Here is a 23,637-nt window from a genome sequence, read left to right on the forward strand (position 1 = left end):
CCGAATTCCGCCCCAATGCCGCGCAAGATCGCGTTGAGGGATTGCTTTTTGTGCATGCCGTTGTTCCGGAACCACCGCGCAGTTTTGGGCGACATGGGTTAACATGGTTGATGGTTCGTTAACGAAGCCGCAGATAGAATCGATGGCGAATGTCTGAAGGCTGGAAATCGACACCGGGCTCATCGACAGGGGGCTCCTGGCGCGCGCGCTGCGGCATCGCGGCGGCGGCGTTTGCCCTGTCGTTGCATGGGGCATGGGCCGAGAACACGCTCGACATGGCTCCCGATCCAGACCAGAGCCGCGCCGAATATGAACGCGTTTCCAAGGAAATAACGCTGTCGTCGGAACGGCTGGCGAAGCTCGCCGCCGATATCGCCGCGGTCAAGAAGGACCACGCCTCGATCACGGCCGCGCTGATACAGTCGGCGATGACCGAGCAGAAGCTTGGCCAGGACATCGAGGACATCGGCGCCAAGCTGGAGGGGCTGAAAGCCCAGCAACAGAAGATCCGCGCCTCGCTTGCGGCGCGGCGCGACGTGCTGGCCGAAGTGTTGGGCGCGCTGCAGCGCATGGGGCTCAATCCGCCGCCGGCGATCCTGGTCAAGCCGGAGGATGCGCTGTCCTCGGTGCGCAGCGCCATCCTGCTCGGCGCCGTGGTGCCGGAGCTGCGCCAGCAGACCGATAGCCTGCTGGCCGACCTCAAGGAGCAGACCCGCGTGACGGCCTCGATCGAAGCCGAACGGGCGCGGCTGACAGCGGCGGTCGGCGACCAGACGGCGGAAAAGAAGCGGCTCGGCATGCTGCTGGAGGCCAAACAGAAGCTCGAGGCCGATACGAAGGCGCAGATGGCGGCCGAACAGCAGAAATCCGAGGCGCTTGCGGCCAAGGCCAGCAGCCTGAAGGACCTGATCGCGTCGCTCGAGGCACAGGCCGACAAGACCCGCAAGGCCGCGGATGCCGCGAAGGCAACCAGTGCCGACCAGCCGAGTGACGACAAGACGGCATCGCTGGCGGCACTGCCGGTTCCTGAAGGCAACCGGCTCACCGCGTCAGCACCGTTTTCGGCACTGCAGGGGCAGATCGCGCTGCCGGTCACCGGCCGCATCAAGCGCCGGTTCGGCGCCGATGACGGTAGTGGCGCGGTGATGCTTGGCGACATGCTTGCGACACAATCGGGAGCCATCGTTACCGCACCGGCGGATGGGAATGTGCTTTATGCGGGGCCGTTTCGCTCCTATGGTCAGCTCTTGATCCTCAATGCCGGCGACGGTTATCATGTCGTTCTGGCGGGGATGAGCAGAATCAGCGTCGTGACTGGCCAGTCGGTGCTCGCAGGAGAGCCGGTCGGCGCGATGGGAGAGGCCCGGGTGGCAAGCACCTCGGTTTCGAAGAATGGAAATGCCACGCCGGAGCTCTATGTAGAGTTCCGCAAGGATGGAAAACCCGTCGATCCGGCCCCATGGTGGGCGGACCGTTTTTCTGGAAGGACGTGAAATGATGCGGAAACTGTCGCTTCTGTTTGCCGGTGCGCTGATGGGCGCATCCGCCATGAGCCTTGTCTATGGCGCTCCTGGCTCCTCGGCGAACGCTGCGGGGTCGGAGACCTACAAGCAACTGGCGATCTTCGGTGACATCTTCGAGCGGGTGCGGGCGCAATATGTCACGCCGCCCGACGACAAGTCGCTGGTCGAAAACGCCATCAACGGCATGCTTTCCTCGCTCGACCCGCATTCCTCCTACATGAACGCCGAGCAGGCGCAGGACATGCGCGTGCAGACCAAGGGTGAGTTCGGCGGCCTCGGCATCGAGGTCACCATGGAGAATGACCTAGTCAAGGTGATAACGCCGATCGACGATACGCCGGCCGCCAAGGCGGGCGTGCTGGCCGGCGACTACATCGCCAAGATCGACGGCGAAGAGGTTCGCGGCCTGACGCTCAATGACGCGGTCGACAAGATGCGCGGCCTGGTCAACACGCCGATCAAGCTCACCATCCTGCGCCAGGGCGCCGACAAGCCGATCGAGCTGACGGTGGTGCGCGACATCATCAAGGTCAAGGCGGTCAAGTTCCGGGTCGAGAACGACATCGGCTACATGAAGATCACCTCCTTCACCGAAAAGACCTATGACGACCTCGAGAACGCCATCGCGACCATCAAGAAGCAGGTGCCGGACGACAAGCTCAAGGGCTATGTGCTCGACCTGCGCCTCAATCCGGGCGGCCTGCTCGACCAGGCGGTGAGCGTGTCTGACGCCTTCCTGAAGCGCGGCGAGATCGTCTCGACGCGCGGCCGCGATCCGAAGGACGTCACCCGCTTCGACGCCAAGCCGAAGCAGACCGACGACGTCAACGGCAAGCCGATGATCGTGCTCGTCAATGGCGGCTCGGCCAGTGCGTCCGAGATCGTCGCCGGCGCGCTGCAGGATCTGCGCCGCGTCACGGTGGTCGGCACGCAGTCCTTCGGCAAGGGTTCCGTGCAGACCATCATCCCGCTCGGCGAGAATGGCGCGCTCCGGCTGACGACGGCGCTCTATTACACGCCGTCCGGCAAGTCGATCCAGGGCAAGGGCATCACGCCCGACATCAAGGTCGACCAGCCATTGCCGCCGGAACTGCAGGGCAGGGACCTGACGCGCGGCGAGTCCGACCTCAAGGGCCATATCAAGGGCGCCGACGAGAGCAAGACCGGCTCGGGCTCGGCCGCCTATGTGCCGCCGGATCCGAAGGACGATCTCCAGCTCATCTACGCCGAGCAGCTGCTGCGCGGCCAGAAGACCGATCCGTCCTTCCCGCCCAATCCGGAAAAGGCCGTGCTCAACCAGTAAGGCCAGCAACAGGCTGGCTGCCTGAACGAAGCAATGCGATGCTGCCGGGACCGAAAGGTTCCGGCAGTTTGATTCGGGGGCAAGACGGGGCCTCCAGATGCGGCGCCAACGGGGTACCGGCGGTGCGCCAGGGTTGATGAATTCGCGCGTGTCTTCCCGAGGGGGATCGCCTTCGGAACCGTGCGCTCCGGGGACAGGGCTTGGCTGATATCGGCAAGGACATCGAACGCCCGCTTGGACAGACCGTTCGGGCACCGCGGACCGCCGGCAAGATCAGCGCGGGCGTGATCGTGGCGACCTTGGTCGTGCTGGCGGTGGTCGGCGTTTCCGCCGCAATCGCGCTCAGGGAAAAGCCATTTCGAAAGCCGCAAGAGGTTGCCGTTTCGACACCGAAAGTGACGGCGGCGGCCGAGCCCGCCGCGTCGCCTCCCGCATTGGCCCCGGCAGCGGCGCAGAAGGTGGAGACGCCGGCGAAGATGGGCGGGCCGCAGATCATCCATGTCCAGACCGAGGAAGGCGATAGTCCGCCCAAGACCATTGTCATCCGTGATCCGTCGACCCTGGGCCAGAACCTGAAGGTCGCGCATATTCCCGACAAGGCGCTGATCGAGGCCAGCGACACCGGACCCCTGCCGATACGCTCCGCCGATGGCCGGCGGCCGTTCGATGTCTATGCGCGGCCCTGGTCCGGCGCGCGCGGTGCCCGCGTGGCGATCGTCATCGGCGGACTTGCCGTATCGCAGACCGGCACCCAGGCGGCCATTGCCAAGCTGCCGCCGGAGGTGACGCTGGCCTTCGCGCCGCAAGGCAACAGCATCGGCCGCTGGATGCAGGCAGCCAGGCAGGGCGGCCACGAGATCGTCATGCAGGTGCCGCTCGAACCATTCGACTATCCCAACGTCAATCCCGGCCGCAACACGCTGACGGTGGCGGCGAGCGCCGAAGAGAACCTGAAAAGCCTGCACTGGGCGCTGTCGCGGACGACGAACTATACCGGTGTCATGAACTATATGGGCGCGCGCTTCTCCGCCGACACCGCGGCGATGGAGCCGTTCATGGCCGAACTCGGCAAACGGGGTCTCGCCTATGTCGACGACGGCTCGTCGGCGCGCAGCCTGGCGCCCGACCTGGCGCTGAAGGACGGCGTGCCCTTCGTCGCCGGCGACACGGCGATCGACGCGGTGCAGGATCGCGGCGCCATCCTGAAGAAACTGGACGGTCTCGAAGCGACCGCGCGGGCCAAAGGCACCGCCGTCGGCATCGGCTCGGCCTTCGACCTGACGGTCGACACCGTCTCGTCCTGGATTGCGGAGGCCAAGAAGCGCGGCATCGAGATCGTGCCGATTTCGGCGGTGGCGATCGATCCGCAAAAAGGCTAACCGTCGGAAGATGGCCGGAAAGACTGACTGATGCCGAAGACGAGCAAGATCGATCGTGAAACGCTGCCCTACCGTCCCTGCGTCGGGCTGGTGATCCTCAATGGTGAGGGTCTGGTCTGGGTCGGGCATCGCATCGCCGAGCCCGACAGCGAATTTGCCGGCACGACGCAGCTCTGGCAGATGCCGCAAGGCGGCATCGACAAGGGTGAGGAGCCGTTGCAGGCGGCGGAGCGGGAGCTCTATGAGGAGACCGGCATGCGCAGCGTCTCGCTGCTCGCCGAGGCGCCGGACTGGATCAATTACGACCTGCCGGACCACCTTGTCGGCGTTGCCTTCAAGGGCCGGTATCGCGGCCAGACGCAGAAATGGTTCGCCTTCCGCTTCCATGGCGATACCAGCGAGATCCAGATCAATCCGCCACCGGGCGGCCACACCGCCGAATTCGACAAATGGGCATGGCGGCCGATGCAGGAGCTGCCCGACCTGATCGTGCCGTTCAAGCGTCATGTCTATGAAGACGTGGTGGCGGCGTTCCGGCACCTCGTGCCATAGCTGGAGGGGCACGGCCGTGGTTCAGCCGCTGCGGTTGCCGCGCGGGCCCAGCGGTCCTATTGATGTCTATCCGCCACAAGAAGGGTCGCCATGAACGACGCCTCCAAGAGGTCGCTGTCCGGGGATGCCGCAGTAAGCGAAGCGGCGGCCGGGGCCATCCTCACCATCGATCTCGGCGCGATCCGTGAAAACTACCGGCGGCTGAAGGCGCGGCTAGGCGGCGTGCGCTGTGCCGGCGTGGTCAAGGCCGATGGTTACGGTCTCGGCGCCGCGCAGGTGGCGTCGGCGCTGATGAGGGAGGCCTGCGACATCTTCTTCGTCGCGCTGCTGGCCGAAGGCATCGACCTGCGCAAGGCGATCGGGACCGGACCAGATATCTACGTGCTGAACGGGCTGCCGCCTGGCTCCGAGCCGGAAGCGCGGGCGGCCGGTCTGTGCGCGGTCATCAACAGTGGCGCGCAGTTGAAAGCCTGGCGCGCGGCGGCGCATGGCGCCGGGCGACGGCTTCCGGCCGCTATCCAGGTCGACAGCGGCATGTCTCGGCTCGGCCTGGCGCCAGCCGAAGTCGAGACATTGGAGGGGGATAGCAGCGCGTTCGAGGGCATCGATATCAGATATGTGATGAGCCATCTGGCCTGCGCCGACGAGCCGCGCAATCCGGCCAATGAACAACAGCGCCTGGCCTTCGAACGGCTGCGCGCCATGCTGCCCGAGGCGCCCGCTTCGCTTGCCAATTCTTCCGGGATTTTTCTCGGGGAACGCTACCACCACGACCTCGCCCGGCCAGGGGCGGCGCTTTATGGCATCAATCCGACGCCTGGCGAGCCCAATCCGATGCGGCCCGTCGTGCGGCTGCAGGCCAAGGTGGCGCAGACGCGCCGCGTCGAAAAGGGCACCGGCATAGGCTATGGCCATGCCTATCGCGCGGAAGGTCCGCTAAGCCTGGCGACGATTTCGTTCGGCTATGCCGATGGCTGGCTGCGCCGTTCCGCTTCGGCGGCCTGGTTCGAGGGGGTGCGCCTGCCTTTCCTCGGGCGTGTGTCGATGGATTCGGTCATTCTCGACATTTCCGCCCTGTCGCCCGGCAAACTGCGCGAGGGCGATCTGGTCGAGCTGCTGGGTCCTTCGCAGAGCGTCGACGATGCCGCCGGCCATGCCGGCACCATCGGCTATGAAATCCTGGCCAGTCTCGGCCCACGCTTTCACCGGCGTTACATCAATCGGTAGCCCCTTGGGGGTAGCCCTTGAGGCTAGCCCCTTGGCGGGCGCGGCAGAATCCGGCAGACAGGGAATGGCATGCCCGGTTTGGGCGCCGTGGAGCGTGAACGATGAAGATCATGGTGCTGGGCGGTGGTGTCATCGGGGTGACCACCGCCTACTATCTTGCCGAGGCCGGCCACGAGGTGACGGTGCTCGACCGCCAGAAAGGCCCGGCACTGGAAACCAGCTTCGCCAATGCCGGCGAGATCTCGCCCGGCTATGCCTCGCCCTGGGCAGGCCCCGGCATTCCGCTCAAGGCGATCAAATGGCTCCTGATGAAGCATGGCCCGCTGGTGGTGCGGCCGGCCTTCGATCCGCATATGTGGACCTGGCTGGTCAAGATGCTGCGCAACTGCACCGCCGAGCGTTACGCGATCAACAAATCGCGCATGGTGCCGCTGGCCGAGTATAGCCGCGACACGCTGAAGGCGCTGCGCGAAACGACCGGCATCACCTATGACGAGCGCACCCAGGGCACCTTGCAGCTTTTCCGCACGCAAAAGCAGCTTGATGGCACATCAGGCGATGTCGAAGTGCTGAAGAAATATGGCGTGCCCTACGAGATCCTCGATCAGGACGGCTGCGTCGGGGCGGAGCCGGCTTTGGCCAGCGTGCGCGAGAAGTTCGTCGGCGGGCTGAGGCTGCCGCATGACGAGACCGGCGACTGCAAGATGTTCACCGACAAATTGGCCGAGCTCTGCGTGGCGCGTGGCGTGAAGTTCGAATACGACACGACGATCTGGCGCGTCATCCGCAGCCGCAATCGCATTGCCAACCTCAGCACCAGCAAGGGTTTCAAAACCTCTGACGCCTATGTGATGGCGCTGGGCAGCTACTCGGCGGGCTTCATGCGCCGGATGAAGCGATCAATCCCGGTCTATCCGGTCAAGGGTTATTCGATCACCGTGCCGGTCAAGGATGCCGCCGCCGCGCCCGTGTCGACCGTGATGGACGAAACCTACAAGGTGGCGATCACCCGGCTTGGCGATCGCATCCGCGTCGGCGGCACGGCCGAGATTTCGGGCTTCGATCTCAGGCTGCACGAATCGCGGCGCCGTACGCTCGAACATTCGGTCGGCGATCTCTTTCCGGGCGCCGGCGCCATGCGCGAGGCGACGTTCTGGTGCGGGCTGCGGCCGATGACGCCGGACGGGCCGCCGCTGATCGGCCGCACCGAGCTTTCCAACCTCTACCTCAACACCGGCCACGGCACGCTCGGCTGGACCATGGCCTGCGGTTCGGCCAAGGTGCTGGCCGACATCATCTCGAGCCGGGTGCCTGATATCGATGCTCGTGCTCTGGCGCAGGAGCGCTACCTGAAATAGGCAGCGCGCCCTGGGTGCATGCTTCGTCTTGACGCAATTCCGGACGGAAAACCGTTTCACACTTTTCCTGGAATTGCTTCAGAACGCCTGTCTGACCCAGGCCTCGTCAAACAGCAGCCGGTAGGCCCACGGGATCGTCACATTGGTGGCGACCGGGTTCGAATGGGCGAGATAGTCGTCATAGATCGGCTTCATCCTGAGGTAGAAGGCGGGATCGAGCACCGTCATGCCGTTCTCGCTGTCGTGGAAGAAGCTGCGGTTGTTGAGGTTGACCGACGAGACGGCGACCAGCCTCTCGTCGATCATCATGATCTTGGAATGCAGCACCACGTCAGGCGCCTTGAACTCGCGGATATTGATGCGGTCGCCATATTTCTCGACGAACAGCTTGTTTAGCGCGGTGAGGAACTTGCCGCCGATATCGCCCTTGAGATCGATGCGGCCGACAATGTCGATCTTGACGCCACGGGCGAGTGCCCGGTCAAAGGCCTGGGCGAGGCTCGGTGTCAAATTGAGGTAAGGATTGACGATCTGGATATGGTGCCGCGCGGCGTCGACCAGCTCGACGAAATAGCCCTCCAGCGCATGGCCGTCCTCATAGGGCACCGAAATGAAATGCCGGGCATTACCAGGTGGGCGGCCATGTCCGCGGACCGGAATGGAGAATGGGCGCGCCAGATTGGTGTCGGCGTCGCGCAACCATATCGTCGACAGATGCGCGGCGAGCGTATCGACCGTCGCGCTATCGGTGAACTCGATGTCGAAGTCGCTCCAGTTCGAATAGTAGTTCAGCGAAAACCCGTCGGTCTTGCCGTATTGCTCAAGGTCGGGATAGCGCGACAGGTCGATCGGCTGATGGAACAGGAAGCCATCATGGATGTTGCGGCCGCCGATGATGACGCGCGAGCGCGCGGGATCCTGCGCCAGCGTCGCCAGCATCTTGATATGATGGGTCTTGTGCAATTGTGAGATCTGCTCGTCGATCGGCGCGCCATGATCCGCGCGCCAGCGATATTCCTGCAATTCGACATTGGGGAACTCGGCCGCCAGCCGGCGCAGCATGGCGTCGTCCTTGTCGCGCTCCAGCACGTCGGTGACCATGATGCGCACCTTGGTGCCAAGTGCTGCATGATGGCGGATCAGCCGTTCGATGATGCAGCCGGAAAAGTCGGCCTTGAACTCGAGCGAGGAGAGATAGATCAGCTTCAGCGTTGGCGCCTTGGAGAAATCAAGCGGCAGGTCCGGATCACCCTTGTCGATGGCGGCGTCGGACAGTGGCGCGCCCATCAGCGCCTCGACCTTGGCGTTGAAGCCGTCGCGCGACTTGCGCAGCAGGCGCGGCTCGCCGATCGGCAAGGCGCAGGTCTGCGACAGCCAGCGGCTGGCATAGAAGGCGCGTTCGAGTGCGTCGAGGCCGGCGCCGCTGGGGACCGGGCAATGCTGGTAGCGGCTGTCGAAACTGGCGAGCGCCGGGTCGGCGGTCTCTTCGCGCCGGATGGTGAGCGGCGTGCCGGCCGGGGCAAGGCTGGAACGGATCCTTGCCGTGCACCGGTTCAGGCTGTCGCCTGGAAAGAGGCTGGCCGTGCCGTCTTCGCCCAACAGGCGAAAGCGGAATGCCGCGCCGGCGGGAATGGTGCGCGAGGCTCCGGCCTCACGGATCGCCAGGGGACCGTCGCAGGTGCCTTCGATATCGGCCGGCTGCTTGCCCGCCTGGCGCACGACGATCTCGGTGCTGCGTGCCTGCAGGCCGGAGAAATCAAACGTCTTGTGCGCCGAGGGCCGCGCTGCCGCATCGATGTAAAGCGTCTGCCGCGATGTCCGCCAGCGTCCGCCAAAATGGCCCTCGCCGCTGCCGCCGGCCGGCGGCAGATGCGCGCTGGAGACCGGCCCGGCCAGTCGCTGGAGCCTCGTGTAGCTCGCCTGGAAGTCGTGATCCAGCACGTCGCGCCGGTTGCGCCCGAACGGGCCGGTGCCGTTGGCGCGATCCATGACGCCGAGCTGGTTTTGGGCAAGCAGCGCCAGGAACCGCCTTTCGTAGTCGCTGGTGCCGGTATTTCCGAAGAACTGCGCCGCCGCGACCCGCGGCCCCGAGGTGCCGTCCGCCAGCGAGGGCCGCGCGCAGGCTTCCTGTCCCGGCAGCAGGTCGCAGGCATTGCTGTCCGCACCGGCGCAGCCGGCAAGGGCGGCGAGCCCGAACAGGGCTGATATGACGGATGCGCGGACGTTCACCCGTTGGCTCCGGCCTTCATTGCGCTCAGTTGCGCCGGGTCGCGAGGCGGCATGAAGCCCTGTGGAAACACCTTGCAGACGGGAGCGGCGAAGGTGGCGATCAGCAGTTCCGCCTCGCCGCGCATCTTGCGGGGTGCTGTCTTGTCATCGCGGATCGCCCTGGCCGAGGCGACGAGGGCGCCGTCGCAGTCGCAATGGTTGTGGCGGGCGATGTAGCAGGCGTCATGGATCCGGCAAACCGCGTCGAGGCGGTCGACCGGCCGGGCCGACAGATCGCCGGTGCGGGTGCCGGGACCGCAATAATTGCCGATGACGAAGGGCGAGGGTCGCGCCATGACGTAGCGGATCGGCTTCGGCAATTCGGCTTCCGGCACTTTTGTCCATGGATTGGCGCATGCGGAGGCGATCAGCAGCGGCAGGATGGCAAGAACGGCTCGCATGTCTATCCGCGCCAGCTTTCTGAAAAATTTCCCCACCCGGCTGTCCGCCCCGTGGGCGGTGGCCGCACGCCTGATGCCATACTGTCCGGTTCTGTGGCAAGGAAAAGGCGGCGTGCACGACTTGGGCTGTGCGTTGGTGAGTTCGTTCGATCGCGATCGGCCTTGTCGGCGCTTCTACAGGAAAAGGCTTCTCTCCCGCTCCACCGCCTTGGCGATGAAGCCAGCGACGACCTGGACACGGCGCAGCGGCCTGACCGATTCGTGATAGACCAGCCAATAGGCGCGGCGGATAGGTGCGACCACGTCGACGGGCACCAGTTCGGGCATGGAGCGGGCGACGAAGGTGTGCAGGATGCCGATGCCGGCGCCCGAGCGCACGGCTTCGGCCTGGCCGAGCGCCGACGAGATGGCGAAGCTGGTGCGCCAGTCCGCGCTGAAGTCAGAGGCGTAGTCGAGCGAAGGGCTGACGATGAGATCGGGCACGTAGCCGATGAGGGTGTGCTGGCCGAGTTCGGCAGCGGTTTTCGGCAGGCCATTGGCTTCGGCGTAGGCACGCGACGCGAACAGACCGAGCGAATAGTCGACAAGCTTTCCCGCCACCAGCCGGCCTTCCGTCGGCCGCTCGACGGTGATGGCAATGTCGGCTTCGCGACGGGACAGTGAGAAGGAGCGCGGCACCGGCACGAGCTGGATCGTCAGTTCGCGGTGCAGCGCGGTCAGCGCGCCGAGCCGCCTGGCCAGGAAGGCGACGCCAAACCCGTCCGGGGCGCCGATGCGCACCGTGCCCGAGATATCGTCGCCTTCGCCTGATATGGTCGAGCGCGCGGCGATCATGTCGCCCTCCATGCGCTCGGCAATATCGAGGAAGCGCTCGCCGGCGGGAGTCAGCTCGCTGCCAGTGGTCAGGCGGCGAAAGAGCTTTGTGCGCAGTGCGTCTTCGAGCGCGGCGATGCGGCGCGAGACGGTGGCGTGATTGAGCTCCAGCCGTTTGGCGGCGCCGAGGATCTGCCCGGCGCGCGCCACGGCGAGGAAGATGCGAACGTCATCCCAGTTCACCTTACCCTCCCCCTTGTGGGGAGGGTCGATCCGCGCAGCGGAGCGGGGTGGGGGTGGCGCCGGACCCCCACCCCGGCGAACGATCTCCGCTTCGCTCCGACCGTTCGCCGACCCTCCCCACAAGGGGGAGGGTGAAGATCCTGTCCGGCAGGACAGAGGGGGGCGCGAAGGAACTCAACCTGTCCGTCCTTGAGTAGCATATTGCGAGAGCATCATTTGCGAGAATTGATGATCACTCGTCAATCGATATCTATTTTTCGCACAACGGTTGCGTTCTCTCTCGCGTTGCCTTCGCCACCACAAAGGCGGACAATGCAGCATCACAAAACCCAGGGAGAGACATCATGATCGAATACGGTCATTTCATCGGCGGCAAGCGTGTCGCCGGCACCAGCGGCCGCAAGCAGGACGTCATGCAGCCGATGGACGGTTCCGTGCGCGGCACGGTGGCGCTGGCTTCGCAGGCGGAACTGCGCGCGGCGGTCGAGAACGCCAAGGCGGCGCAGCCGAAATGGGCCGCCACCAACCCGCAGCGCCGCGTGCGCGTGCTGATGAAATTCCTCGAACTCGTCGCCCGCGACTATGACGAACTGGCTGACATCCTGGCGCGCGAGCACGGCAAGACCATCGCCGACGCCAAGGGCGACATCCAGCGCGGCCTCGAAGTTGTCGAAGTCTGCATCGGCGCCCCCCATATGATGAAGGGCGAATTCACCGATGGCGCCGGCCCCGGCATCGACGTCTATTCGATGCGCCAGCCGCTCGGCGTCGTCGCCGGCATCACGCCGTTCAACTTCCCGGCGATGATCCCGCTGTGGAAGATCGCCCCAGCCATCGCCTGCGGTAATGCCTTCATCCTGAAGCCGTCGGAGCGCGACCCGGGCGTGCCGATCCGCATCGCCGAACTGTTCCTCGAGGCCGGCCTGCCTGCCGGCATCCTCAACGTCGTCAATGGCGACAAGGAAGTCGTCGACGCCATCCTCGACGATCCCGACATCAAGGCCATCGGTTTTGTCGGCTCGACGCCGATCGCCCACTACATCTATTCGCGCGGCACGGCGGCCGGCAAGCGCGTGCAGTGCTTCGGCGGCGCCAAGAACCACATGATCATCATGCCCGACGCCGACATGGACCAGACCGTCGATGCGCTGATCGGCGCCGGCTATGGCTCGGCCGGCGAGCGCTGCATGGCGATCTCGGTTGCGGTTCCGGTCGGCAACGACACCGCCAACCGGCTGATGGAAAAGCTGATCCCGCGCGTCGAGAGCCTGAAGGTAGGCCCGTCGACGGATTCGGCCGCCGATTTCGGCCCGCTGGTGACGGCGCAAGCTCTGGAGCGCGTCAAGGGCTATGTCGATACCGGCGTCAAGGAAGGCGCCAAGCTGGTCGTTGACGGCCGCGGCTTCAAGATGCAGGGCTACGAGAACGGCTATTACATGGGTGGCTGCCTGTTCGACAACGTCACCTCGGACATGCGCATCTACAAGGAAGAGATCTTCGGGCCGGTGCTCTCGGTGGTGCGCGCGCCGACCTATGAGAATGCCATCAAGCTCGCCAACGACCATGAGATGGGCAATGGCGTCGCCATCTTCACCCGCGACGGCGACGCGGCGCGCGACTTTGCCTCGCGCGTCCAGGTCGGCATGGTCGGCATCAACGTGCCGATCCCGGTGCCGATCGCCTATTACACGTTCGGCGGCTGGAAGGCATCGTCCTTCGGCGACCTCAACCAGCATGGCCCGGACGCCTTCCGCTTCTACACCAAGACCAAGACGGTGACCTCGCGCTGGCCGTCCGGCGTAAAGGACGGTGCCGAATTCGTCATCCCGACGATGAACTAGCCGGACGATTTCCTGCTTGCGCGTCCTCGCCTTCGGCTGCGGGCGCGCGGGCCGGCATAAAGGACGGTGCCGAATTCGTCATCCCGACGATGAACTAGCCGGACGTTTCCTGCTTGCGCGTCCTCGCTTTAGTTAGGGTGTGGGCGCGCGGCAACAATCTGACATAGAAGGCCCGGCTCAACTCCGGGCCTTTTGCATTCCGGCTGTAGCATTACCTGCGGAATCTCCGATGGATGGAACCAACAGGGCACCATCTGTCTTAGTTTGTATTCCTGCATAGCTTGCAGGCCAATCAAACAGCGCCGGTAGCAGCCGGGGTTCTCGTCTGGCGCAAGGAGGTGTCAGATGACACGACGTCTTGTGGCGACGATGTTTTTGGCGTCGCTTGCGATATCAGCCGGTGCCGCGCAGGCAAATGCGGCTGGACAATGCGCACCTCGAGCCGATCTGATCAAGGCGCTCGGCGAGAAGTTCCATGAGAGTGTAGCCGGGCGCGGCCTGATCAATCCTAACGTGATCCTCGAGGTTTTTGTTTCCGAGCAAGGCAGTTGGACCGTTCTGGCCTCCGATACGAAAGGCCAGAGCTGCATCCTGTCCGTCGGCGAAGGCTGGGACAGCACAACCATGAAGGCGGCCTTGCCAGGCGCCTGAGCGGGGTTCGGCGCGTCGCCGTCACCACGGCAGGACTTACGCGGCAACGCTGAAGGCCGCTTGCATTATTGGCTGGCGGCCCCCTTGCCGCGGATGGCAGCGCGCTTGATGCCTTGATGGCCGGGCCTGAAATAGTGCTTGTTTTTGGATTGGGACCTCACCATATCGAATCAAGGGAAGGGATAGAACTTCCCATACGACAGACCGGAAACCAGAAGGAGTGACGTGATGAAGACGTCGGATCCGGCCTGGAACGCTCCGGTGTGTTGAGGCTGCCAATGTGCCTCCCTCGCCGGAACGTGAAGGCGAAGGAGGTGCCAGATGGCACACGAATTTTCGTTTCGATGGGTCGCGATCGGCGGCGCGCTGGCGTTGACGACGCTGTCCGCACAGGCGCAACTCGTCTGCGGCGGTCGCAGTGACGTTGTCGCGGGACTGGCGAAGGCCTTTCAGGAAAGGCAGATCGGCTACGGAGTGGTCGGACAAGTCGCCATTGTCGAGATTTATGTTTCGGCAAGCGGGTCCTGGACCCTGCTGATAACCGACGTGAGCGGCCGAAGCTGCATCCTCGCGGCTGGTGAAGGGTGGGAGAATAACCTCACCGCGGCCGCGGTGACGCGCGGAATTTGAGCCGCCCAGTCAACGCGTGGCCGCGACCTCGGCATGGCCACGCAGCAGGGCCATCAGTCGCTTGGCGTCCTTGGCAGCCGCCTCTTCGTCGCCGTCGAGGATCGAGCGGATCAACGCGACATGGTGCTCTGCGGATTCCGCCAGCCCGGTCTCGGCCTTGTAGCGGAACCAGAAGCGGCGGCTGTGGGTCTGCAGGGGGGCGGCCAGCCGTGCTGCGAACGGATTGTCGGCAGCCATGGCCAGTGCCTCGTCGAGCGCCTTGTCGGCCTGGATGAAGGCGAGCACATTGCCCGAGATGACCGCCTTCTGCATGGCGAGCGCTGCTTCGTGAAACAGGTCGGCGGCGTCGCGGGTAACGAAGCGCGCGGCCGAGCGGGCGAGCACCACCTCGACGCCGCGCCGGACGTCCAGCACCCGCAGCCAGTCGCCCGGATGCAGCGGCGCGATCGCGATGCCGGCGCGTGGCCTGACGTCGAGCAGCCCTTCCCAGGCCAGCCGCTGGATCGCCTCGCGTACCGGCGTGCGGCCTAGCGCCAGCTTTTCGATGAGGGCACCTTCGGTGACAAAACTCGCCGGCGCCAGTTCCAACGTGACGATCATATGCTCGAGCACGCGGTAAGCCCTGGTCGCCGCTGGCTCGGTCATGCTTGCTTCCATGGATATCAAAGGCTCTCTCCTGATATATCTCGAATATATCATAACAGATTCCGCGTTGACAGCGGGTTTCTTAACAGATATACGGCTGATATATCAGATGGAGCAATGATCATGTGGACCGGAGTTTTCCCCGCCGTCACGACCAAATTCACCGCCGACGACCGCCTCGATCATGCGGAGATGGAGCGCTGCTTCACCCTGCAGATCGAGGCCGGCTGCGACGGCATCATCGTCTGCGGCTCGCTCGGCGAAGGGCCGATGCTGTCACATGACGAAAAGATCGAGGTGCTGAAGACGGCGCAGAAAGTCGCCGGCAAGAAGCCGGTGCTGCTGACGGTCAACGAGGCAGGCACCCGCGAGGCGGCGAGCATCGCAAAGCGCGCCGCCAAGGAAGGCGCCAACGGCCTGATGGTGGTGCCAAGCCCGATCTACCACACCAATGCGGAAGAGACGGTTGCTGCCCTGCGCGCCGTCGCCGAGGCCGGCGACCTGCCGGTCATGATCTATTCCAACCGGCTCGCCTATCGCGTCGACGTCACCGTCGACCAGATGGAGGAATTGGCATCGGACAAGCGCTTCGTCGCCATCAAGGAATCCTCTGATGATATCCGGCGCTCGACCGAGATCATCAACCGCCTGGGCAGCCGCTACGACCTGTTCACCGGTGTCGACAATCTGGCCTTCGAGGCGCTGTCTGTCGGTGCGATCGGCTGGGTGGCCGGCTTGGTCACCGCCTTCCCGCGCGAGACGGTCGCCATCTACCAACTGATGAAGCAGGGCCGCCGCGAGGAGGCGCTCGCCATCTACCGCTGGTTCCGGCCGCTGCTCGACCTCGACGTCTCGACCTATCTGGTGCAGAACATCAAGCTTGCCGAAGTGTTCGCTATTCAGACCAATGACCGCGTGCGCATGCCGCGCCAGCCGCTGTCGGGCGAGCGCCGCAAGGCCGTCGAGAAGATCATCAAGGACGCGCTGGCGGTGCGGCCCGAGCTGCCGAAGTTCTAAACGGGCAATGTTGCAGTCCCTTCAAGGGACTGATCGCAGAGTATGGGGCAAGGCGGGCTGGCACATGCATCGTGGCGCGAAGCTATGAGTAGCGATGCTGCAATCGACATCGCCATCATCGGTGGCGGCATCATCGGCGTCTGCGCGGCGGCCTTCCTCGCGGAGGCAGGGCTGGATGTCACGGTCTTCGACCGCACCGGCATCTGCGAGGAGACGAGTTCCGGCAATGCCGCCGCCCTCGCTTTCTCCGACGTGCTGCCGCTGGCGCACAAGGGCATGATCCGACAGTTGCCGAAATGGCTGGCCGATCCGCTCGGACCGCTCAGCATCCCGCCGGCCTATCTGCCGAAGCTCCTGCCCTGGCTGATCCGCTTCTGGCGCGCCGGCGCGTCTGCGAAATACGAGGCCAGCCTCGCCGCCCAGGCCGGCATGATGAAGCTTGCCGAAGCGGAGTGGATGGATCTGCTCGATCGTTCCGGCACGCGGCCGATGCTGCGCGAGGATGGCTCGCTGGAGCTCTACGAAAGCGAAGCCGAGTTCCGCGCCTCACTGCCGGGCTGGGCCGCGCGCCAGCGTTTCGGCATCGGCTTTCGCCACGTTGAGGGCGAGGGCCTGGCGAGCTTGCAGCCGGGACTGTCACCGCGTTTCGTCAAGGGCACCTTCGTGCCGGGGTGGAAGACGGTCGCCGATCCAAAACTGCTCGGCAAGGCGGTGTGGGCCTATGCGCAATCCAAGGGCGCCCGCTTTGAAATGGCCCGCATCGAGCGGGTCGCGGCGGATCAGGATGGCGCGACGCTGACGCTGGCCGACGGGACGACCAGGCAAGCGGGGCAGCTCGTCGTTACGGCGGGCGCCTGGTCGCATCTGCTGGCGCGGCAGCTCGGCGATCGCATTCCGCTGGAGACCGAGCGCGGCTACAACACGACCTTGCCGACGAGCGCCTTCGACGTGAAGCGAATGCTGATCTTCTCCGGGCACGGCTTCGTCATCACGCCGCTGGAAACGGGCCTGCGCGTCGGCGGCGCCGTCGAACTCGGCGGCATCGAGCGGCCACCGAACTTTGCCCGCTCGAAGGCGTTGCTGCGGAAAGCGCAGAAATTCCTGCCGGGGCTCGACCCCTCAGGCGGGCGCGAATGGATGGGCTTCCGGCCCTCGCTGCCGGATTCGGTGCCGGTCATCGGCAAGGCCGGAGGTAGCCGGCCGGTGGTTTATGCCTTCGGCCACGGCCATCTCGGCCTGACCCAGGCGGCGGCGACAGGACGGTTGATCCGGGAACTCATCCTGGGGCAGACTCCATCGATCGAGCTCGGCCCCTTCAGCCCACAGCGGTTTTGAGTTCACAGCGGTTTTGATTTTCGAGGAGCGACATGGCCAAGAAATCCTTCTTCTGCATCGACGGCCACACTTGCGGCAATCCGGTAAGGCTGGTCGCCGGCGGCGGCCCGCTGCTGCAGGGCTCGACGATGATGGAACGGCGCGCGCACTTCCTCGCCGAATATGACTGGATCCGCACCGGCCTGATGTTCGAGCCGCGCGGCCATGACGTGATGTCGGGTTCTATCCTCTACCCGCCGACGCGCGAGGATTGCGACATCGCCATCCTGTTCATCGAAACCTCCGGCTGCCTGCCGATGTGCGGTCACGGCACCATCGGAACGGTGACGATGGCGATCGAGCACGGGCTGATCAAGCCGAAGACGCCAGGTGTGCTTCGGCTCGACACGCCGGCGGGCCTGGTCATCGCCGAATACAAACAGGTCGGCGACTATGTCGAGGAGGTGCGCATCACCAATGTGCCGTCGTTCCTTTATGCCGAAGGTCTGACGGTCGAATGCCCCGGGCTCGGCGAGATCACCGTCGATGTGGCCTATGGCGGCAATTTCTACGCCATCGTCGAGCCGCAGGCGAACTACCGCGACATGGCCGATTATTCCGCCGGCGACCTCATCGCCTGGAGCCCGGTGGTGCGGCAGCGGCTCAACGAGAAGTATTCCTTCGTGCATCCGGAAAACCCCGGCATCAACAGGCTGTCGCACATGTTGTGGACCGGCAAGCCGACGGTCGAAGGGGCCGACGCCCGCAATGCCGTATTCTACGGCGACAAGGCGATTGACCGCTCACCATGCGGCACCGGCACCTCGGCGCGGATGGCGCAGCTTCACGGCAAGGGCAAGCTCAAGGCCGGTGACGGCTTCGTCCATGAATCGATCATCGGTTCGCTGTTCAAGGGCAAGGTCGAAAAGGACGTTACGGTCGCCGGAAAGCCGGCGATCATTCCCTCGATCGGCGGATGGGCGCGGATGACCGGACTGAACACGATCTTCATCGACGATCGCGATCCGTTCGCGCATGGTTTTGTAGTCAAATAACCGATTCATCACGCAGCGGAAGGTATGGAAACGCGAAACGGAATTCTGTCAGGAACGCAAGGAACCTTCTTATCACCTAATCTTGACGGCGATTTCTTCGAAACGGAGTGCATGATGCGGTCGAATCGTCAAAGACATTGCGTTATGCCAATGGTAGGGTCCGCGATAGTCCAGGGGTCGGGAGCGCAAAAACGGGCAATCGGATGGCGTGCCGCCAAATCACGCACGACGATTGAAAAAATCACGTTGCAATCCGGGCTCGAAACTTTACGACTAGGGGAAATACGAAAAGGAATGCGTCTGCATGGGCGACATTCCAGGGGAGCCGTGTACACATGCAGTATTTTGTCCAGCAGCTTATCAACGGGCTGACGCTGGGATCGATCTATGGGCTGATCGCGATCGGCTACACGATGGTCTACGGCATCATTGGCATGATCAACTTCGCCCATGGCGATATTTTCATGGTGGGCGCTTTCACGGCGCTGATCGTCTTCCTCGTTCTCGGCGCGCTGTTCTATTCGGTGCCCGTGGTCATCGCACTCCTGGTCATGATGATCGTGGCGATGCTGCTCACCAGCCTCTACAACTGGACGATCGAGAAGGTGGCCTACCGGCCGCTGCGCGGTTCGTTCCGGCTGGCGCCGCTGATCACCGCCATCGGCATGTCGATCGCGCTGTCGAACTTCGTCCAGGTGACGCAAGGTCCGCGCAACAAGCCGATCCCGCCGATGGTCAGCCAGGTCTACAACATCAACGGCGTCAGCGTGTCGCTGAAGCAGATCATCATCGTCATCGTCACAGCCTTGCTGCTGGCGTTGTTCTGGTACCTGGTCAACAAGACCTCGCTTGGCCGCGCCCAGCGCGCCTGCGAGCAGGACCGCAAGATGGCGGCACTGCTTGGCATCGATGTCGACCGCACCATCTCGATCACCTTCATCATGGGTGCGGCCCTTGCCGCCGTCGCCGGCACGCTGTTCCTGATGTATTACGGCGTCATCGCCTTCTCGGACGGTTTCGTGCCCGGCGTGAAGGCGTTCACGGCGGCGGTGCTCGGCGGCATCGGCTCGCTGCCTGGCGCGGTGCTCGGCGGACTTCTGATCGGCTTCATCGAAAGCATGTGGTCGGCCTATTTCTCGATCGACTACAAGGACGTCGCCGCCTTCTCGATCCTGGCTATCGTGCTGATCTTCCTGCCTTCCGGCATATTGGGCCGGCCAGAAGTCGAAAAGGTCTGAGACCATGGCCGTGACCGTATCTCGTGAGAGTGACACCGTCGCCAGCCCCGTCCAGCGCGCGCTGCGCGAGGCATTTTTTGCCGGCGCCATAGCGCTCGGCCTGTTCGTGCTGTTCATCGGGCTGAGGACCGACCAGAACATGTCCAACGAACTGGTCGTGGTGCAGCGCTGGGGCCTGCTCGCCGGCGTCGTGATCGCCACCGCCGTGGGGCGCTTCCTCTACGTCGCCTACGGCCAGCCCTTCATGGCCAACCAGAAGATCGCCGACGTCGCCACCGGCCTGCTGCCGGCCAGCGTGGCGTCGCGCTTCTTCACGCCGCCCGCCTTCGTCGCGGCCATTGTAGCCGCGGTTCTGCTGTTCGTGTTCAACGGCTCGCTTGCCGGATGGGTAGGGGCGGAGCCGGCCGGCTATCTGCAATTCCTGCGCGCCCTGGCTGTCATCTATGCGCTGGCCAGCGTGATTTATTACTTCCGCGGCTTCATCCACGACAACTTCACCAAGCTCGGCATCGCGGCCCTGGCGCTCTATCCGGTCATCGTCGTCGGCGTGCTGTCGCTCATGTCGTGGTCCCTCATGGGCGGGCTGCAGGGCTCGCTGAAATGGGTCGACAATTTCGGCATCCAGATCCTGATCTATGTGATGCTGGCCTGGGGGCTGAACATCGTCGTCGGCCTCGCCGGCCTGCTCGACCTCGGCTATGTCGCCTTTTATGCGCTTGGCGCCTATGCGTATGCGCTTCTCGCCACGCATTTCGGCCTGTCGTTCTGGATCCTGTTGCCGGCCGCGGGCGCCATGGCCGCCCTCTGGGGGGTGCTGCTCGGCTTCCCCGTGCTGCGCCTGCGCGGCGACTATCTGGCCATCGTCACGCTTGCCTTCGGCGAGATCATCCGCCTGGTGCTGATCAACTGGCGCGATGTGACCAACGGCTCGGCCGGCATCTCCGGCATTCCCAAAGTCACCTTCTTCGGCCTGATGACCTTCAATGTGTCGGATCCCAACTACATCGCCAAGGTTCTGCACCTTGCGACGTCGAGCGCCTATTACAAGATCTTCCTCTACTATCTCATCCTGTGCCTGTGCCTGCTCACCGCCTTCGTCACCATCCGGCTGCGCCGTCTGCCGGTCGGCCGTGCCTGGGAAGCGCTGCGCGAGGACGAGATCGCCTGCCGCTCGCTCGGCATCAACACGACGACGACCAAGCTGACGGCCTTCGCCACCGGTGCCATGTTCGGCGGTTTCGCCGGCTCGTTCTTCGCCGCGCGGCAAGGTTTCGTCAGCCCGGAATCCTTCGTCTTCCTGGAATCGGCCATTATCCTGGCTATCGTCGTGCTTGGCGGCATGGGCTCGCTGGTCGGCATCGCGGTTGCCGCGATGGTGATGATCGGCGGCACCGAGGCCCTGCGCGAACTCGATTTCCTGAAGCAGGTCTTCGGGCCCGATTTCACCCCCGAACTTTACCGCATGCTTCTGTTCGGCATGGCCATGGTCATCGTCATGCTGTGGAAGCCGCGCGGCTTCGTCGGCAGTCGTGAACCGACCGCTTTCCTCAAGGAGCGAAGAGCCGTCTCGGGCTCCTTCACCAAGGAGGGCCACGGCTGATGGACGCAAATACGCAAACGAACGGCGCCATTCTGCAGGTAGATCACCTGTCGATGAAGTTTGGCGGCCTGGTCGCCATCGGCGACCTGTCGTTCACCGCCAGGCGCGGCGAAATCACGGCGCTGATTGGCCCCAACGGCGCCGGCAAGACCACCGTGTTCAACTGCATCACCGGCTTCTACAAGCCGTCGGAAGGCATGATCACGCTCAACCGCGCCGATGGCTCGACCTATTTGCTGGAGCGGCTGCCCAACCACGAGATCCCGGCACGCGCCAAGGTGGCGCGCACCTTTCAGAACATCCGGCTGTTCTCGGGCATGACGCTGCTCGAGAACCTGCTGGTTGCCCAGCACAACAAGCTGATGAAAGCATCGGGCTATACGGTGCTTGGCCTGTTCGGCTTCAGCGGCTACCGCAAGGCCTCGGCCGAATCGGTGGAGCTTGCCAAGCACTGGCTGGAAAAGGCCGATCTCGTCGATCGTGCCGACGATCCGGCCGGCGACTTGCCCTATGGCGCGCAGCGGCGGCTCGAGATCGCGCGTGCCATGTGCACCGGCCCCGAGCTCCTGTGCCTCGACGAACCGGCGGCCGGCCTCAACCCGAAGGAATCGGCGGCACTCAACGAACTGCTGATGGACATCAAGCACACGTCGGGCGCTTCGATCCTGCTGATCGAGCACGACATGTCGGTGGTCATGCAGATTTCCGACCATGTCGTGGTGCTGGAATATGGCCGCAAGATCTCCGACGGCAATCCGCAGTCGGTGCGCACCGATCCGCGCGTCATTGCCGCCTATCTCGGCGTCGACGATGAGGAAGTCGAGACCGTGCTGACCGAAGTCGGCGACGAGGACGTCATCGAACAACTCGACACCGGTCCCGATGCGGCGCATGGGCCGGGCACGTCAGCCTCGTATCTCGCCGGACCGGTGAGCGACACCGTCGGCCACAGCGAAGGTGAGCGCGTCACGGTATCCAAAGCTGCTTCGAAGGCGGCACAGGTCGATGCGCGCGCAGCGAGCGTGGCGAGCAAGCCAATCGCTCCGGAACCCGCGGCGAAGACAAAGACCCGCAAGACGGCTTCGAAGGCCGCAACCGGGCCGGCCAAGTCGACCGGGCCAGCCAAGTCGACCGCATCGGCCAAGCCGGCAGCGAAAGCTCCTGCTGGAAAGCCTCCTGCTGGAAAGGCTCCTGCTGGAAAAACCGCCGGTGCAGGAAAAACCGCCGCAGCCAAGCCTGTGTCGAGCAAGCGTGGAGGGCGTAAATAATGGCCAGGACAACGCTGCTCGATATCAAGGGCGTGCAGACCTACTACGGCAACATCCGGGCCCTGAACGGTGTCGATGTCACCGTCAAGGAGGGCGAGATCGTGGCGCTGATCGGCGCCAACGGCGCCGGCAAGTCGACGCTGATGATGACCATTTTCGGCGCGCCGCGCGCCCGCACGGGCACCATCACCTTCGCCGGCACCGATATCACCCAATTGCCGACGCACGAGATCGCGCGGATGCGCATCGCGCAATCGCCGGAGGGGCGTCGGATCTTCCCGCGCATGACGGTGATGGAAAACCTGCAGATGGGCGCCAGCCTCGACGGCCTCAAGCATTACGATGAGGACGTCGAGAGGGTGTTCACGCTGTTTCCAAGGCTGAAGGAGCGCATCGCCCAGCGCGGCGGTACGCTGTCGGGCGGCGAGCAGCAGATGCTGTCGATCGGGCGCGCGCTGATGGCGCGGCCGAAGCTGCTTCTGCTCGACGAACCGTCGCTGGGCCTCGCCCCGCTGATCGTCAAGCAGATCTTCGATGCCATCCGGGAGTTGAACCGCACCCAGGGGTTGACGGTGTTCCTGGTCGAGCAGAACGCGTTTGGCGCGCTGAAACTCGCGACGCGCGGCTATGTCATGGTCAACGGCAATGTGACGATGAGCGGCACCGGCAAGGAACTGCTCGCCAATCCGGAAGTGCGTGCCGCCTATCTCGAAGGCGGACATCACTGAGTTTGGAGCGAAGGTGTGCATCCGGTATTCCGCTTCAAATTATTTGTTTGTCGCATGATCTTTGTCCGAAAAGTCCGCAACTTTTCGGGATCATGCTAAGGAGACTTCATCATGCAGGGCATTCTCTATGAGGAACCCTCGATCTGGCAGTTCTTCTTCGTCACCTGCCTGCTCGGCGGCTGGGCGGCATGGATGACCGGCAAGGCCAGCGCCCAGACATGGCGCAGCTTCGTCCATCTGTTCGCCTATATGCTCGGGCTCGGGATCGGCATCCGCTTCATCCATCACGCGCTGTTCGACGGCACGATGTTCTCGCTGCATTTCTATATCGTCGACACCATCGTGCTGATGATACTCGGCTTCGTCGGCTATCAATACACACGAACCAACCAGATGGTCACACAATATAATTGGCTCTACGAAAGAGCTTCAATCTTGAGCTGGAAGCCGAAAGGTTGACGTTCATCATAAACGCCGCTTCGGGGATGAATCGGCGTGACAAGTGCCTGAAAATCGGCAAACTATGCTTTCTGCGATAAGGGTGGGCATCGCATGAAAGCTTCATCCACGCCCACTCCGTTAA

20 protein-coding genes and 1 pseudogene are annotated in these 23,637 nt (G+C 64.0%); 17 read left to right on the top strand and 4 right to left on the bottom strand.

Annotated elements, in window-relative coordinates; all coding sequences use genetic code 11:
* Nucleotides 1–149 precede the first annotated feature (149 nt).
* From JT360_RS07205 to JT360_RS07230, 6 genes are all read left to right on the top strand, one after another.
* Nucleotides 150–1,493, top strand: coding sequence for a murein hydrolase activator EnvC family protein (locus tag JT360_RS07205; protein WP_214470777.1), 1,344 nt, complete (start codon nucleotides 150–152; stop codon nucleotides 1,491–1,493).
* Nucleotide 1,494: 1 nt separating this feature from the next.
* Nucleotides 1,495–2,826 carry a S41 family peptidase gene (locus JT360_RS07210; RefSeq protein WP_214470778.1) on the top strand — a complete coding sequence of 444 codons (1,332 nt, stop codon included), beginning with the start codon at nucleotides 1,495–1,497 and terminating at the stop codon, nucleotides 2,824–2,826.
* Between the two features lie 200 nt (nucleotides 2,827–3,026).
* Nucleotides 3,027–4,205, top strand: a complete 1,179-nt coding sequence (locus JT360_RS07215) for a divergent polysaccharide deacetylase family protein (protein ID WP_214470779.1) — start codon at nucleotides 3,027–3,029, stop codon at nucleotides 4,203–4,205.
* Nucleotides 4,206–4,235: 30 nt separating this feature from the next.
* The gene (locus JT360_RS07220; RefSeq protein WP_214470780.1) at nucleotides 4,236–4,757 is read left to right on the top strand and encodes an RNA pyrophosphohydrolase; all 522 of its coding nucleotides are present in this window, start codon (nucleotides 4,236–4,238) and stop codon (nucleotides 4,755–4,757) included.
* A gap of 90 nt (nucleotides 4,758–4,847) precedes the next feature.
* Nucleotides 4,848–5,984 (top strand): alanine racemase, encoded by a 1,137-nt coding sequence (alr, locus tag JT360_RS07225; protein WP_214470781.1) that lies wholly within the window; start codon nucleotides 4,848–4,850, stop codon nucleotides 5,982–5,984.
* Between the two features lie 101 nt (nucleotides 5,985–6,085).
* Nucleotides 6,086–7,342 carry a D-amino acid dehydrogenase gene (locus JT360_RS07230; RefSeq protein WP_214470782.1) on the top strand — a complete coding sequence of 419 codons (1,257 nt, stop codon included), beginning with the start codon at nucleotides 6,086–6,088 and terminating at the stop codon, nucleotides 7,340–7,342.
* A 78-nt stretch (nucleotides 7,343–7,420) separates the two neighbouring features.
* On the opposite strand, the gene JT360_RS07235 is transcribed toward JT360_RS07230, so the two are convergent.
* The 3 genes from JT360_RS07235 to JT360_RS07245 all read right to left on the bottom strand — a co-directional run bounded on the left by JT360_RS07235 (nucleotide 7,421) and on the right by JT360_RS07245 (nucleotide 11,067).
* Entirely contained in the window at nucleotides 7,421–9,571 is a 2,151-nt protein-coding gene (locus tag JT360_RS07235; protein WP_214470783.1) for a phospholipase D-like domain-containing protein, read from the bottom strand.
* Nucleotides 9,568–10,011, bottom strand: coding sequence for a phospholipase A2 family protein (locus JT360_RS07240; protein ID WP_214470784.1), 444 nt, complete (start codon nucleotides 10,009–10,011; stop codon nucleotides 9,568–9,570). The genes JT360_RS07235 and JT360_RS07240 overlap by 4 nt, the downstream gene beginning before the upstream one ends.
* Before the next feature lie 174 nt (nucleotides 10,012–10,185).
* A complete protein-coding gene (locus JT360_RS07245; RefSeq protein ID WP_214470785.1) occupies nucleotides 10,186–11,067 on the bottom strand; it encodes a LysR family transcriptional regulator in 882 nt (293 codons plus the stop codon).
* A 344-nt stretch (nucleotides 11,068–11,411) separates the two neighbouring features.
* On the opposite strand from JT360_RS07245, the gene JT360_RS07250 reads away from it, so the two are divergent.
* The 3 genes from JT360_RS07250 to JT360_RS07260 all read left to right on the top strand — a co-directional run bounded on the left by JT360_RS07250 (nucleotide 11,412) and on the right by JT360_RS07260 (nucleotide 14,189).
* Nucleotides 11,412–12,908 carry a CoA-acylating methylmalonate-semialdehyde dehydrogenase gene (locus JT360_RS07250; protein ID WP_214470786.1) on the top strand — a complete coding sequence of 499 codons (1,497 nt, stop codon included), beginning with the start codon at nucleotides 11,412–11,414 and terminating at the stop codon, nucleotides 12,906–12,908.
* 345 nt (nucleotides 12,909–13,253) lie between these two features.
* Nucleotides 13,254–13,559, top strand: coding sequence for a hypothetical protein (locus JT360_RS07255; protein ID WP_214470787.1), 306 nt, complete (start codon nucleotides 13,254–13,256; stop codon nucleotides 13,557–13,559).
* Between the two features lie 321 nt (nucleotides 13,560–13,880).
* A complete protein-coding gene (locus JT360_RS07260; protein WP_214470788.1) occupies nucleotides 13,881–14,189 on the top strand; it encodes a hypothetical protein in 309 nt (102 codons plus the stop codon).
* Nucleotides 14,190–14,198: 9 nt separating this feature from the next.
* Here the strand turns inward: JT360_RS07260 and JT360_RS07265 are convergent, their stop codons facing one another.
* Nucleotides 14,199–14,888 (bottom strand): GntR family transcriptional regulator, encoded by a 690-nt coding sequence (locus JT360_RS07265; RefSeq protein WP_214470789.1) that lies wholly within the window; start codon nucleotides 14,886–14,888, stop codon nucleotides 14,199–14,201.
* Between the two features lie 69 nt (nucleotides 14,889–14,957).
* On the opposite strand from JT360_RS07265, the gene JT360_RS07270 reads away from it, so the two are divergent.
* The 8 genes and pseudogenes from JT360_RS07270 to JT360_RS07305 all read left to right on the top strand — a co-directional run bounded on the left by JT360_RS07270 (nucleotide 14,958) and on the right by JT360_RS07305 (nucleotide 23,513).
* Nucleotides 14,958–15,851 carry a dihydrodipicolinate synthase family protein gene (locus tag JT360_RS07270; RefSeq protein ID WP_214470790.1) on the top strand — a complete coding sequence of 298 codons (894 nt, stop codon included), beginning with the start codon at nucleotides 14,958–14,960 and terminating at the stop codon, nucleotides 15,849–15,851.
* An 84-nt stretch (nucleotides 15,852–15,935) separates the two neighbouring features.
* Entirely contained in the window at nucleotides 15,936–17,186 is a 1,251-nt protein-coding gene (locus tag JT360_RS07275; protein WP_214470791.1) for an NAD(P)/FAD-dependent oxidoreductase, read from the top strand.
* A 32-nt stretch (nucleotides 17,187–17,218) separates the two neighbouring features.
* Entirely contained in the window at nucleotides 17,219–18,220 is a 1,002-nt protein-coding gene (locus JT360_RS07280) for a 4-hydroxyproline epimerase (RefSeq protein ID WP_214470792.1), read from the top strand.
* Between the two features lie 335 nt (nucleotides 18,221–18,555).
* Complete coding sequence (locus JT360_RS07285) at nucleotides 18,556–19,458, top strand: branched-chain amino acid ABC transporter permease (protein ID WP_214470793.1); 903 nt, start codon at nucleotides 18,556–18,558, stop codon at nucleotides 19,456–19,458.
* A gap of 61 nt (nucleotides 19,459–19,519) precedes the next feature.
* Nucleotides 19,520–21,058 (top strand): high-affinity branched-chain amino acid ABC transporter permease LivM, encoded by a 1,539-nt coding sequence (livM, locus tag JT360_RS07290; protein WP_502845459.1) that lies wholly within the window; start codon nucleotides 19,520–19,522, stop codon nucleotides 21,056–21,058.
* Nucleotides 21,058–22,320: pseudogene (locus JT360_RS07295) on the top strand (ABC transporter ATP-binding protein); the annotation flags it as partial. The gene livM and the pseudogene JT360_RS07295, both read left to right, overlap by 1 nt.
* Before the next feature lie 5 nt (nucleotides 22,321–22,325).
* Nucleotides 22,326–23,054 (top strand): ABC transporter ATP-binding protein, encoded by a 729-nt coding sequence (locus JT360_RS07300; RefSeq protein WP_214470795.1) that lies wholly within the window; start codon nucleotides 22,326–22,328, stop codon nucleotides 23,052–23,054.
* Between the two features lie 111 nt (nucleotides 23,055–23,165).
* Nucleotides 23,166–23,513 (top strand): DUF6867 family protein, encoded by a 348-nt coding sequence (locus JT360_RS07305; RefSeq protein ID WP_214470796.1) that lies wholly within the window; start codon nucleotides 23,166–23,168, stop codon nucleotides 23,511–23,513.
* Nucleotides 23,514–23,637 lie beyond the last annotated feature (124 nt).

Source organism: Mesorhizobium sp. dw_380, assembly GCF_018588885.1.
Taxonomy (GTDB): Bacteria; Pseudomonadota; Alphaproteobacteria; order Rhizobiales; family Rhizobiaceae; genus Mesorhizobium.